Origin of the sequence: Novosphingobium sp. AP12 (assembly GCF_000281975.1) — a bacterium.
Lineage (GTDB): Bacteria > Pseudomonadota > Alphaproteobacteria > Sphingomonadales > Sphingomonadaceae > Novosphingobium.
In genome coordinates this window covers 52,171-64,360 of record NZ_AKKE01000126.1, presented here as the reverse complement: position 1 = coordinate 64,360, position 12,190 = coordinate 52,171, and the positions used below count along the sequence as shown (strand labels likewise).

Annotated in this window: 11 protein-coding genes; 3 read left to right on the top strand and 8 right to left on the bottom strand. The window is 69.0% G+C overall.

Going from position 1 to position 12,190, the window contains the following annotated elements; translation table 11 throughout:
• Nucleotides 1-72: 72 nt before the first annotated feature.
• From PMI02_RS18110 to PMI02_RS18095, 4 genes are all read right to left on the bottom strand, one after another.
• On the bottom strand, nucleotides 73-1,446 hold the full coding sequence (locus PMI02_RS18110) for a PQQ-like beta-propeller repeat protein (protein ID WP_007685469.1): 1,374 nt from the start codon (nucleotides 1,444-1,446) through the stop codon (nucleotides 73-75).
• Between the two features lie 23 nt (nucleotides 1,447-1,469).
• The gene (locus PMI02_RS18105) at nucleotides 1,470-2,261 is read right to left on the bottom strand and encodes a tetratricopeptide repeat protein (protein WP_007685467.1); all 792 of its coding nucleotides are present in this window, start codon (nucleotides 2,259-2,261) and stop codon (nucleotides 1,470-1,472) included.
• A 122-nt stretch (nucleotides 2,262-2,383) separates the two neighbouring features.
• A complete protein-coding gene (locus PMI02_RS18100; RefSeq protein ID WP_007685465.1) occupies nucleotides 2,384-3,511 on the bottom strand; it encodes a glycosyltransferase in 1,128 nt (375 codons plus the stop codon).
• 2 nt (nucleotides 3,512-3,513) lie between these two features.
• Nucleotides 3,514-4,392 (bottom strand): alpha/beta fold hydrolase, encoded by an 879-nt coding sequence (locus PMI02_RS18095; protein ID WP_007685462.1) that lies wholly within the window; start codon nucleotides 4,390-4,392, stop codon nucleotides 3,514-3,516.
• Between the two features lie 85 nt (nucleotides 4,393-4,477).
• Here PMI02_RS18095 and PMI02_RS18090 point away from each other — a divergent pair, with 85 nt between their 5' ends.
• Both PMI02_RS18090 and PMI02_RS18085 read left to right on the top strand, forming a co-directional pair.
• The gene (locus PMI02_RS18090) at nucleotides 4,478-5,893 is read left to right on the top strand and encodes a protein adenylyltransferase SelO family protein (protein ID WP_007685460.1); all 1,416 of its coding nucleotides are present in this window, start codon (nucleotides 4,478-4,480) and stop codon (nucleotides 5,891-5,893) included.
• 105 nt (nucleotides 5,894-5,998) lie between these two features.
• Nucleotides 5,999-7,477: a succinylglutamate-semialdehyde dehydrogenase gene (locus PMI02_RS18085; RefSeq protein WP_157222585.1), complete on the top strand. Its 1,479-nt coding sequence runs from the start codon at nucleotides 5,999-6,001 to the stop codon at nucleotides 7,475-7,477.
• Nucleotides 7,478-7,487: 10 nt separating this feature from the next.
• Here the strand turns inward: PMI02_RS18085 and PMI02_RS18080 are convergent, their stop codons facing one another.
• Together PMI02_RS18080 and PMI02_RS18075 are read right to left on the bottom strand one after the other, a co-directional pair.
• Nucleotides 7,488-8,201 (bottom strand): hypothetical protein, encoded by a 714-nt coding sequence (locus PMI02_RS18080; protein ID WP_007685458.1) that lies wholly within the window; start codon nucleotides 8,199-8,201, stop codon nucleotides 7,488-7,490.
• 247 nt (nucleotides 8,202-8,448) lie between these two features.
• Nucleotides 8,449-8,892, bottom strand: coding sequence for a glycine zipper 2TM domain-containing protein (locus tag PMI02_RS18075; RefSeq protein ID WP_007685457.1), 444 nt, complete (start codon nucleotides 8,890-8,892; stop codon nucleotides 8,449-8,451).
• A gap of 234 nt (nucleotides 8,893-9,126) precedes the next feature.
• On the opposite strand from PMI02_RS18075, the gene rarD reads away from it, so the two are divergent.
• Nucleotides 9,127-10,014, top strand: a complete 888-nt coding sequence (gene rarD, locus PMI02_RS18070; RefSeq protein WP_238539109.1) for an EamA family transporter RarD — start codon at nucleotides 9,127-9,129, stop codon at nucleotides 10,012-10,014.
• A 37-nt stretch (nucleotides 10,015-10,051) separates the two neighbouring features.
• Here the strand turns inward: rarD and PMI02_RS18065 are convergent, their stop codons facing one another.
• Both PMI02_RS18065 and PMI02_RS18060 read right to left on the bottom strand, forming a co-directional pair.
• Nucleotides 10,052-11,377, bottom strand: a complete 1,326-nt coding sequence (locus PMI02_RS18065; protein ID WP_007685455.1) for a dihydroorotase — start codon at nucleotides 11,375-11,377, stop codon at nucleotides 10,052-10,054.
• Nucleotides 11,378-11,470: 93 nt separating this feature from the next.
• Entirely contained in the window at nucleotides 11,471-12,160 is a 690-nt protein-coding gene (locus PMI02_RS18060) for an HPP family protein (RefSeq protein ID WP_007685454.1), read from the bottom strand.
• Nucleotides 12,161-12,190 lie beyond the last annotated feature (30 nt).

Genomic DNA, 12,190 nt, shown 5'->3' with positions numbered 1-12,190 from the left:
GGTTAAGGGCGCGCAAACCTTGACGGGCTGCGCGGACCTTCCCCGAGCGAGGCCCGGGGAGGAAAAGCGGTCTCAACGGAAGGCGGTGATGCGACCCGAATCGTCGAGGACGTAAAGCGTCTGGTTGGCCACCACCGGCGCCAGCGAGACGGGTCCGTCCAGTTCGGTGACCGGCGTCATGGCGCCCGTTGCCGGTTCCACGGTCGCCAGCAGGCCGCGCGAGTTGGCGATCCACAGCTTGTTGCCGGCAAGAACCGGGCCGACCCAGAAGAACGGATTCTTGCGCTTCTTGGCGTTCTTGTAGCGCTGGAGTTCGGTCAGCCAGCGGACCTTGCCGGTCGAGCGCGCGATCGCAAGTATCTCGGCGTGGTCGTCGAGGGTGAATACCCAGTCGCCCGCCACCGCAGGCGTCGAGATGCCTGCGAGGTTGAGTTCCCAGATGCGCTGGCCGGTGACCAGTTCGTAAGCGGCCATGCGCCCGCCCTGGCCGAGCGCGTAGACGCGGCCGCGGTCGATGATCGGGTCGGCATCGACGTCGGTGAGGCTGCCGACTTCAGTCGAGATCGAGGTGCGCGAGAGCGCGTCGGACCACAGCTGACGACCGTTCTCGTAGCGGTACGCGACCAGTTCGCCCGACGAGAAGCCTGCGATGACGGTACCCTGCCCGGCGGCCGGAGTGGCGACGCCGAACACACCCGACTGCGTCAGCGAGGCCGATTCGCTCCAAACGGAAGCACCGTCAGCGGCGTTGAGCGCGGCGATCTGGTTGTCCTGGGTCATCACGAAGACCGAGTTGAACGCGACCGTCGGCGATCCGCGCAGCGGGCCGGCAGGCTTCTTGGTCCAGATCTGGCTACCGTCCGCGGCGTTGAGCGCGGCGACTTCACCGAGACCCGTGGTGACGTAGACCTTATCGCCGTCGAAGCTGACGCCGCCGCCGAAGACCGAGTTCTCGTTGCTGCCATCGACCGAGAAGCTCTTGGTCCACAGCTTGGCGCCGCTCTGGGCGTCGAAGGCGTGGACGACGCCGTCGGTGTCCATGACGAACATCTTGCCGTCGCCGATCACCGGAGCAGCCGCGAGGCGGCGGCGGTTGGTGGAGCCGGCGATCTGCGCGGTCCAGGCCTTGACCGGGTTGTCTGCAAGAGCGAGGTGGCCATAGGCCTTGTTAGGGGTGCCGCCGCCCTGCGCCCAGGTTGCGTTGACCTCGGCCGGAGGCAGGATCACCGACACCGCGCCGAGCGTCGGGTCGACCTTGGCGCCGCTCTCGATGCGCGAGAGGATCGGCACGCGGTCGCCCACCGTGGGGGTCTTGGCCGGGCCCTTGCCGCCGCCGAAAACCTTGCAGCCCGACAGGCCCATGACCAGCGCGAGCGCGATCAGCGGCACCACCTTGCGCGCCGGCAGCATGCCGGACTTGCGGGTATTGGAAACGCTTGCGTTCATGCGAATATCCTCACGAGACAGGCTCATTCTCCAGCGTCCGCGTCTTCGGCGGACACCTTGGCGGCCGGCTTGTTCAGCGGCTCGCCCTTTTCGTCGACGACATCGTCGACCGCATCGACGCCCAGAACGGCAGCGAGCTGGCGCGCGCGGCTGCGCAGGCCCTGCTCGACCTTCTCGTCCTTGGCGATGGCCGCGAACAGCGGACCGGCCTGGTCCTGCTTGCCCAGCTTGAGGTAGGCCATGCCCACCATCTCGCCCGCGACGCCGAACCATGCGTTGCCCGGCACCGCGAGCGGCTTGAGGCGATCGACCACGTCCTGCGGCTTCATTGCATCGAAATCGGCACCGATTTCGCGCACGCTGGCGAGGTCGCGCATCGGCTGCGGGGCGCTGGTGTCCGCAGAGACCTGGCGGAACAGCTTGAGCGCGTCGGCTTTGCGTTCCTGGCGCAAGGCGATCCCGCCGAGCAGCAGGCGCGCCGAGGTGACGTTGGCGTCCGAGCCCGAAGCGGCGGCGATCGGCGCCAGCTTCGCCTTCGCGGCGTCGAGGTTCTCCGACTGGAGGCTGTCGAGCGCTTGCACGTAAGCCTCGGCCCGCTCCTCGCGCGCCTTGGTCTGGCGGTGATCCCAGTAGATCCAGCCGGCGAAAGCCAGCAGGCCGATGACGATGACAGCCAGCAGCGCCTTGCCGTAGCGGCTCATGAAGCCTTCGAGCTGGTCCTGGCGGACGGCTTCGTCGACTTCGCGCAGGAAGACCTCGCGCTGGGCGGCGTCACGCACGGTCGAAGGGGTGGAGTTGTCGGGAGGCAGAGCCAAGATTCGGGCGCTTTCTGCGGAAAAATCGGGATGGTGCGGGGGTGTTTAGCGAATGGACAGGGCTTTTCAACGGGGATGTCGGTGCATGTCCCGGCGTGAAGCGCCGCTGAACGGAGATTCGCTCAGGGGAAACGAGATTGGCCCATAGCGGTGCCATAGACCGCGGCATAGGCGCTAATCATCGCGTCCTCGTCGTATTGCGCCTCGGCGCATGCGCGGTTGGCCTCACCTACGGCGGCGCGCAGGGCCTCGTCTCCCGCCAGTTCGGACATCGCCCAGGCGAGCGCCGCCTCGTCACCAGGGGGCGTGACGTAGCTGCGGTTTTCCCCCGATACCATCGCGGCGACGTCGCCGACCGCCGGGGAGGCGACCGCTAGGCCCGCCGCCATGGCCTCGACTACAGAGATGGGGAACTGCTCGCTGTCGGAGGAAAGCGCGAAGAAGTCGAACAGCCCGACCGCGCGCGACGGGTCGGGAACGAAGCCAGGGAGGTAGACCCGGTCGGCGATACCGCAGGTCTTGGCCTGCGCCTCGATGGCGGCGCGTTCGGGGCCTTCGCCCAGGATCACCAGTCGCCATTCGGGCGGGAGGCCGGCGAAGGCACGCACAAGACTGGGCAGGTTCTTGACGGCGCGCAGCCCCGCGAGAGTGCCGACCCACTTCTCGCCCGGCGCCTTGGCGAGGCCGGGGATAGCATCAGCCGGCGGAGGCTCACGATAGGCGGCGACGGGGATGCCGTTGATGATGAGGCGAACCCGGCGGCGCGGCTGCTTCCAGGCTCGCAGCGCGATGCCCTCCAGCCGGCGGGACGGTACCACCAGCGCCGAGGCCCGCGCCAGGGCGAGGCGGCGGAACAGGTTACGCCTCGGCTTCAGGCCGCTCGCCTCGTCCTCGTTGAAGCCGTCCTCGTGGTGGACCAGAGGCGGCAGGCGCAGCAGGCGGGCGTAGAGGCGGTGGGCGAGAACGGCGTCCATCGCGCCCCAGTTGTAGGTCAGGACGAGGTCGAACCCCCGCATGGCCCAGGCGATCCGCAGCAATCGCAGAGGGGTGGGACGGCCTTGGAGGCTTGGGAAATCCTCGGGAAATTCAACCTTCAGCGCCGGATCCAGCGCCACTTTCGCCCCGAACGCCCCGGGCTGGGCGGAGACGACGGTGTGCTCAATCCCGGCGCCGAAGACGTTCATCAACCGCGCGGCGCGCAGTTCCTTGCCGCCTGCGGAGAAGCTGGAATGGAGGTGGAGAACCCGCAAGTTCAGCCAAGCCCCCCATCGACCCGGGCCAGCAGACGCTCGATCGCGGCCACCGATTCGGGCTCGTCCAGGGTCGGCGCGTGGCCCACATCGGGGAGCGTCAGCGCTTCGGTGGAGGGGATGCGGCGCACCATTTCATCAAGCGTCGCCGCCGAAAGAAGGTCCGATCTCGCACCGCGCACGACCGTGACCTTGGCCGCACCTAAAGCGTCCCAGGCAGGCCATAGGTCGGGCTGGTCGTCCACATCGAGGGCAAGGAACGGCTCGGCGATCTTCATGTCGTAGTCGAACACCACGCGCCCGTTGCCGGCGACCGTCATCAGCCGCTTGGCCATGCCGATCCAGAAGTCGAGAGTGTGGCCGGGGTGGGCGGCGCCTTGCGTATCCTCGAGCCCGCGCGCGGCGTGGACCCAGGTCGCGAAGGAACGGCCCTGCCCGACGTAGTCCTTGATCCGCGCGAGACCCATCGGTTCGAGCCATGGCCCGACGTCGTTGATCACCGCGCCCGCGATCCGCTCGGGGATGACGGTGGCGAGGCCCATCGTCATCAGCCCGCCGAGCGAGGTGCCGATCGCGACGAAGCGGTCGACGCCTTCCTGCTCCAGCAGCGCCAGCACGTCGTCGCAATATTGCATGGGAGTGTAGGTCGCCGAATCGCGGGCATATTCGCTGTCGCCGCGGCCGCGCAGGTCGGGGCAGATGACGCGGTGCGTCGCGGCGAGGCGGGGCGCCAGCACATCGAAGTCGCGGGCGTTGCGGGTCAGTCCGTGGAGGCAGAGCACCGGCAGCCGCCCGCCGCCCCCTTCGGGCCCGGCATAATCGCGGAAGTGCAGCTTGAGACCGTCGCGGCTCGTCCAGAAGCGATCTTCGAAAACCTTCATGCCCGAGCGGCTACCCTTCAAACGCTAAAAAACAAAGAAAACCGCCGCGCTTGATCGGCGGGCACCGGGGCCCCACTATCGCCTGATGCACAGCGAACCGCAAGCCGCGCCCTACCGCCCCGACCCGCGCATCGAGGCGATCGCAGGATGGGTCGCCGACCCGGTCCACCCCGCCGACTTCCCGAAGACCGAACTGCGCTTCCGCAACGACCGCTGGGCAGCCGCCGTGGGTCTCGACACTCTCGACGATGCGCAGTGGACCGCTCACTTCGGCCGTTTCGAACCGCTTCCGGGCAACCTGCCCCAGCCGCTGGCACTGCGTTATCACGGCCACCAGTTCCGCAACTACAACCCCGACCTCGGCGACGGGCGCGGGTTTCTGTTCGCGCAGATGCGAGACGCGCAGGATCGCCTGCTCGACCTCGGCACCAAGGGTTCGGGCCAGACCCCGTGGAGCCGCGACGGCGACGGCCGGCTGACGCTGAAAGGCGCGGTGCGCGAGATCCTCGCCACCGAAATGCTCGAGGCGCTGGGCGTCCATACCAGCAAGACCTTCTCGGTGATCGAGACCGGCGAGGCGCTGTGGCGCGGCGACGAGCCCTCGCCTACCCGCTCGGCGGTGATGGTGCGCCTCTCGCACGGGCACATCCGCATCGGCAGCTTCCAGCGGCTCGCGGTACTGGAGGAGAAGGACCATCTGGCAGCGCTGGTCGCCTACAGCCTCGAAACCTACCCCGGCAGCCTGCCGCCCGAAGACGTGCCCGGACGGGACGAGCCGGCTGTCATCCTGCTGCACCAGGTGGTCGAGCGGCTGGCGGACCTTGCCGCCTCGTGGATGGTCGCGGGCTTCGTCCACGGCGTGCTCAACACCGACAACATGAACATTTCGGGCGAGAGCTTCGACTATGGCCCGTGGCGCTGGCTGCCGCGCTGGGACCCGCGCTTCACCGCCGCCTATTTCGACCACTCCGGCCTCTACGCCTTCGGCCGCCAGCCCGAGGCGCTGCTGTGGAACTGCGGCCAGCTCGCGGTGGCGCTCCGCCAGCTTGCTGAAACCGCGCCGCTGGTCGCCGCCCTCGACCGCTTCGGGCCGCTGTACCAGGAGGCCATGGCCCGCCGTTTCACTTGGCGCCTCGGCGTGGAATCGCGCGGGGCCGAGGCCGACACCGCGCTGATCCAGGCGGCCGAGGCCAGCATGGTCGCCAGCGGCGCGGCGCCCGAGCAGTTCTTCTTCGACCACCGCTCGGGCCGTAATCCGGGCGACGGCGACTTCGGCGCGATCCTGCGCGGCTACGAGCCTTCCGCCCAGACCGACGATCCGCTCTGGCGCGAGGACGCCCCTCCCGGCGTTCTCGTCGACGAGGTCGAGCGCATCTGGTCCGCGATCGACACCGACGACGACTGGACCGAACTCCACGCCAAGGTGGCGGCAATTCGCCGGCTCGGCGCAAACCTCGGCCCCGCGCCCGCACCGGCGGGGCAAGGCCGTGCCGGCGCGTGACGAATGTCGGCCCGTTAGCACCACGGTAGGAATACCTGTGCCAAGGTCGTGAAATCTCGACACATTACAGTTAACGGATCATTGGCCGCGATGAACGGTTCAGTCATGGACACGGGCGCAGGCCCGCCCCCACCGGCCAGCGGGACACATCGCGGACAGGGACCCGAGAGGAACGTGAGCAAGGCCGAAGTCATCTCGTGGGAGCCCGCCACCGGCGCGGAAGTCTGGCGTGGGCCCGTGGCCGACGTCGACGAGACCGTGTCGCGCGCGCGCCGCGCGTGGCCCGCCTGGGCCGCGCAGCCGCTCTCCACCCGCATGGAACTGATGCGCCGCTTCGCCAATGAAGTGCGCAAGGACGCCGAGAAACTGGCCACCACGATCGCCCGCGAAGTGGGCAAGCCCTTGTGGGAAGCGCGCGCCGAAGTGGACGCGGTGATCGGCAAAGTTGAGGTCTCGATCCGCTCGTATGCGGAGCGCACCGCCCAGCGGAAGCTCGATTCGGCGCTGCAGGGAACGATGGCGGTCCGCCACAAGCCGCACGGCGTGCTGGTGGTGCTCAGCCCCTTCAACTACCCCGCGCATCTCGCCAATGCCCACATCGTGCCCGCGCTGATCGCGGGCAATGCGGTGATCTTCAAGCCGAGCGAGCGCGCTCCGGCTTCGGGCGAAGTGCTGGCGCGGTGCTTCCACCGGGCGGGAATCTCCGCCGCCGTCATGCAGTTCGCCCCCGGGGGCCCGGCCGAGGGCTCTGCCTTCGTCGCGCACGAGGGCGTGGACGGGGTGCTGTTCACCGGCTCGGCCAGCACCGGCATCGCCATCAACCGCCGCCTCGCCGCGCGGCCCGACAAGATGGTCGCGCTGGAAATGGGCGGCAACAACGCGATGGTGGTCTGGGACACGCCCAAGCTGACCGACGCTGCGGCGCTCATCGTCCAGTCCGCCTTTGCCACTGCCGGCCAGCGCTGCACCGCCGCGCGCCGGCTGTTCGTGCGTGACACGATGTACGACGCGGTGATGAGCGAGGTGAAGGCGCTGGCGGACCGCGTAATCGTCGGCGCGCCGTTCGACGAGCCCGCCCCGTTCATGGGCCCGGTGATCGACAATGCCGCCGCCGACGGGCTGACCGAGAGCTTCCTCTACCTCCTCAGCCACGGCGGGAAGGCGATCAAGCATCTGGTGCGCGTGCACGATACGCTGCCGTTCCTCAGCCCCGCGATCATCGACGTGACCGCCATGAAGGACCGCCCCGATGTCGAACTGTTCGGCCCGATCCTCCAGGTGATCCGCGTCTCCGACTTTGACGAGGCGATCGCAGAGGCCAACGCCACCCGCTACGGCCTCGCCGCCGCGCTGGTGGGGGGCACACCGCAGGAATACAACCGCTTCTGGGCCAACGTGCGCGCCGGGATCGTCAACTGGAACCGCGCCACCGTGGGCCCGAGCCACTCCGCGCCGATGGGCGGCGTCGGCCTCTCAGGCAATCACCGGCCTACAGGCTACTATGCGGCGGACTACTGCGCCTACCCCGTCGCCTCGGGCGAGATGGAACAGCCGCGCGCAGTGATAGGGGTGGGATTGAACTGAGCGGGCGCCCTTAGTTCCCGCTTGCCACCAGATCGACTTCGGTCAGCCCGCTCGCCAGCTTGCGCGCATAGACCACGTAGGCCTTGCCGCCCTTGCGCCCGCCGAGCACATGGTCGCCGCCGTCAAGCTTGTATTCGGCGCCGTAACCGGCGGCGGCCGCCTTGGTGTAATAGAAGCTGATGACGTCACCCACGCTCACCGGCGTCGCGAAGTTGACGACGCGCAGCGCGCAGCCATTGCCGTCGATGCCCGCCGCTTCCTGCACCGCGCCGCGCGGATAGACCGGCAGTTCGGCGGGGAGCTTGGCCGCCCAGGTGTTCGAATACTGGACCTTGGCCGAGCAATCGGCGCTGGCGGCCTTCGAGCCTTGCGCCACCTGAGCCGCCGTCGCCGCGCTCGCGGCCAGTGCGTTGGCGCCGCCCTGCGCGGGGGCCGGGGCCGGCTTGAGCGATCCGCCGACCATCTGCGCGGCCTGCTTCTTCGCCGCCGCGATCGCTTCGGGCGTGCGGTCCTGCGGGGGGATGGTGATCTGCCCGCCGTTCGGGGCGACCGCCGCACCCTGCTCGCCCGCCATCTCGGGATCGACCATGATCTGGTCGCCGAGCGCGCCGCTGAGCGCGGGATCGGTCTCGACCGGGTCCGGCGCGCCCTTGTTCGAATCGCAGCCGGCGAGCAGCAGCGTTCCGGCGAGACCGATTACGGCGAGACGGGCGGGGGTCTTCATCGGCGCATTCCTTCGTCCGGCCACAGGCGGGCCACATCGTTGCATGTCGGAGGAAAACGCGAAAAACCCGTTGAGTGCCAGCCGCCTGTGCTCCGCGTCCCATTTCGGGAAGGTCGCACCCGCCGGCATTACGCACGCGAAGAGGGCGCCCGCGTGAAGCGGACGCCCTCCCCGCCCGGGCACATGGGGCCCGGACGGTTTCCCGTTGCGTCGCCGTTCGCTCGGGGAAACTGAGCTCAGGAGCGCTTTAGCGGCAGTTGTTCGAGCCGCCGCGATCGACCTCGCGGCCCAGCAGCGCGCCGGCAGCCGCACCGAGCAGGGTGCCGGTGGCGCGGTCGCCGCGGGTGTCGATGCCGCGGCCCAGCAGGGCACCCGCTGCGCCGCCGATCAGGAGGCCGGTGGTGCCGTTCGACTTGCGGCAGTAGTAGCGGCCATCGTTCCCGCGCCACGAGCGGGCGTTGTTGCGATAATCGCGGCGGTCGTCGCGGCGATCATAGCGGTCGTAATTGCCGTAGCCGCGGCGGCGATCCTCGTTCGAATAACGCTGGCGGCCATAGTCGGAAACCTGCTCGCCCGGAGCGGTGAAGCTGGCGGCCGGGTTGTAAGCCGCGATCGCAGCAGTCGCGGGCATCGCGGTTGCGAGGCTGGCGGCAGCGGCGGCGATGGCGGAAGCCTTGAAGAATGCGTGCATTACATCTCTCCTCTCGAAGTGAGGGCGAACCGGCCATCTCAGTCGATCCGCTGTCTGCATTCATCTTTAGGCCGGTTATTCTGAACAATCCGCAACGCCGCTGTCAGAATTCGATTTTGCGACGAGCCGAAGGCGCTGCGGCGATGGTGCGAGCGGTTGTTCGCATTCGAACGCGCCCCTAAAGGCCACCTTCCGGGCGCTGCCGCCCGCAGAGACACGTCCATGCCCGAGACCATGCCCCGCCAAACCCGCACGATCGCCGGCCTGCCGCAGGCGCTGGGCGCGTACGCGGTATGGTCGCTGTTCCCGCTCTACTTCGCGCTGCTGCACGAAGTGGCACCGTTCGAGGTGGTGGTCTGGCGGCTGCTGTTCACGCTGCCGTTCTGTCTCGCGATGGTCCTGCTGTTCCGGCAGGGCGCGGCGCTGAAAGCCGCGCTGACGACCCCGCGCATCCTGGGCGCACTGGCGCTGAGCGGGCTGCTGATCGGCGCCAACTGGTTGATTTACGTCATCGCGGTCATGGACGGGCACGTCCTCGCGGCCAGCCTCGGCTATTACATCAACCCGCTGGTCAACGTGCTGGCCGCCACGGTCTTCCTCCATGAGAAGCTGACCCGGCGGCAGTGGATCGCGGTGGGCCTTGCCGCGATCGGCGTGGCGCTGCTGGCGCAGGGCGCGCTGGAGACGCTGTGGATCAGCCTCGTCATGGCATTCAGCTTCGCGGGCTACGGCCTCGTGCGCAAGCTGGCGCCGGTGGACGCGCTGCCTGGGCTGACGGTGGAGACCCTCGTCCTGCTGGTGCCGGGCCTCGGCCTGCTGGCATGGCAGGCGGCAAGCCCTCAGGGACTGGCGATGGGCAGTTCGCTGAGGCTCGACCTGCTGCTGGCCTGCGCCGGGCCGTTGACGGCGATCCCGCTGATGCTGTTCGCCAGCGCGGCGCGGCGGCTCGACTTCTCGGTGCTGGGCTTCATCCAGTTCGTGACGCCGACCGGGCTGTTCTTCCTCAGCGTCTTCGTCTTCGGCGAGCCGCTGCGGCCGATCCAGCTGGTCTGCTTCCTGTTCATCTGGACCGCGATCGCAGTGTTCTGCTGGGATATCCTGTCGCGGCGCAAGGCGGCCTGAGGCGGCGTCCCCGGCCGCGCCGGGGACGGTCCTCGTTTCAGAGCGCCCCGGCGAAGCGCAGCGGCTCGCCCACTGCCTCGTTGGCGAGCTGGCCTTCCCACATCGCGGTATGCCCGCGCACGATGGTGCCGACGACGCGGCCTTCGAGTTCTATTCCGGTGAAGGGCGACCAGCCGCATCGGCTCTGGTTCCAGTCCTCGGTGACGGTGAAGCGTCCCTTGCGGTCGACCACCGTGAAGTCGGCGTCGTAGCCCGCCGCGATGCGGCCCTTGCCGACAAGGCCGAACACGCGCTGCACGCCGGCCGAGGTCATGTCGATCAGCCGCTCCAGCGTCAGGCGCCCCTTGGCGACATGATCGAGCATCAGCGGCAGCAGCGTCTGCACGCCCGGCATCCCCGAAGGGCTGGCGGGATAGGTCTTGGCCTTCTCCTCGCGCGTGTGCGGCGCATGGTCGGAGCCGAGCACGTCGGGCACGCCCTGGCGCAGCCAGTGCCACAGCCCGTCACGGTGCGCGGCCGAGCGGATCGGCGGGTTCATCTGCGCGAACGTGCCGATCCTGGGATAGGCTTCCTCGGCCGCCAGCGTCAGGTGCTGGGGGGTCACTTCGCAGGTCGCGATGTCGCGGTGCTGGGCAATCAGTTCCAGCTCCGCAGGCGTAGTGACGTGGAGGATGTGGATCGGACGCTTCGCCTCGCGGGCGAGACGCAGGATGCGTTTGGTCGCCAGCATCGCGCTTTCGTCGTCGCGCCAGACGGGGTGGCTTGAGGGGTCGCCTTCCACGCGGAAGTCCTTGCGCGCATTCATCCGCGCCTCGTCCTCGGCATGGATGGCGACGCGGCGGCGACCGTGGGCGAGCACGCGGGCGAGCTGGTCGTCCTCGGCCACCAAGAGGCTGCCGGTCGAGGCGCCCATGAAGATCTTTACGCCTGCGGTGCCGGGAATGCGCTCCAGCTCGGCGAGTTCGACCGCGTTGTCGGCGGTGGCGCCGACGTAGAACGCGTGGTCGCAGTGCATGCGGTGATGCGCGCGCTCCAGCTTGTCGTGGACGCGCATCACGGTGTCGGTGTTGGGGTTGGTGTTCGGCATCTCGAACACCGCGGTGATCCCGCCCATCACTGCCGCGCGGCTGCCGGTTTCCAGGTCTTCCTTGTGCTCGAGGCCAGGCTCGCGGAAGTGGACCTGGCTGTCGATCACGCCGGGCAGCACATCGAGACTGGTGCAGTCGATCCGCCGTCCGGCGTCGGGGTATGAGCCTACGCCCACGATCCTGCCGTCGCGCACCGCGACGTCGGCGATCACGGGACCGCTGGGAGTGTGGACGGTGCCGCCGGAAAGGACGAGTTCGGGTGCGGGTGCGCTCATCGCGAGGGGCCTTTCTGGCGGTTCGGGAAGGATGCCCGACGACCTAGGCCCGTGGGCGCGCCCTTTCAAGGCGGGAAGGCAGTTCGGTCGTCCCTAGCCCCGCCCGCCCCGGCGCAGAAGCGCCTGCACGAAGGCGTCGAGGTCGTCGACGTCGACGTCCAGCACTTCGTTCCAGTCGTCCAGCACGGCCACGATGTCCTCGCGGGTGTAGGGCGGCGCGGCGACCGGCGGGTGCGGTACGCGCGGCGGGCGGTGCGGCCAGGGGTGGCCGGTCAGGTTGTTGTAGAGCCAGCCCACCGCGCAGAGCAGCATGACGTTGGCGGCTATCGGCGCCATCCAGGTCCAGTCCCAGGGTACCTTGCCGCTCGCCCCGAGCGCGCAGAGCAGCGCGCAGGCCCCGCCCGGCGGGTGCAGGCAACGCGCCAGCGACATGACCGCGATCGCAGTGCCAACGGCAAGGCTCCCCGCCGCCCACGGATCGCCGATGAGGTGCCCGGCGATGAGCCCCACGGCGGCGGAGAGCAGGTCCCCGCCGATCACCGCCCACGGCTGCGCCAGCGGGCTCGCGGGCACGCAGAACACCAGCACCGCCGATGCGCCGAGCGGCGCGACGAGGAACGGCAGCACATCGCTGCGCCCGCCCGGCGTGAGTCCGAGCGCCAGCCATGTCGCGAGGCCCGCCAGCGCGATGCCGATGCCTGCACCCACCGCGCCGCGCGCCCAGCCAAGATGGCCGATCGCGCGGGTACGCCAATGCTCGTGTGTCGATGAAGCTGGCGCCATGCCTTCCAACCTGTCCTGCAAACTGACGGC

Coding starts and splice junctions, on each gene's coding strand:
- rarD (WP_238539109.1), top strand. CDS start 9,127: ATGCCCCGCCAAACCCGCACGATCGCCGGCCTGCCGCAGGCGCTGGGC.
- PMI02_RS18085 (WP_157222585.1), top strand. CDS start 5,999: ATGGACACGGGCGCAGGCCCGCCCCCACCGGCCAGCGGGACACATCGC.
- PMI02_RS18075 (WP_007685457.1), bottom strand. CDS start 8,892: ATGCACGCATTCTTCAAGGCTTCCGCCATCGCCGCCGCTGCCGCCAGC.
- PMI02_RS18065 (WP_007685455.1), bottom strand. CDS start 11,377: ATGAGCGCACCCGCACCCGAACTCGTCCTTTCCGGCGGCACCGTCCAC.
- PMI02_RS18095 (WP_007685462.1), bottom strand. CDS start 4,392: ATGAAGGTTTTCGAAGATCGCTTCTGGACGAGCCGCGACGGTCTCAAG.
- PMI02_RS18110 (WP_007685469.1), bottom strand. CDS start 1,446: ATGAACGCAAGCGTTTCCAATACCCGCAAGTCCGGCATGCTGCCGGCG.
- PMI02_RS18090 (WP_007685460.1), top strand. CDS start 4,478: ATGCACAGCGAACCGCAAGCCGCGCCCTACCGCCCCGACCCGCGCATC.
- PMI02_RS18060 (WP_007685454.1), bottom strand. CDS start 12,160: ATGGCGCCAGCTTCATCGACACACGAGCATTGGCGTACCCGCGCGATC.
- PMI02_RS18080 (WP_007685458.1), bottom strand. CDS start 8,201: ATGAAGACCCCCGCCCGTCTCGCCGTAATCGGTCTCGCCGGAACGCTG.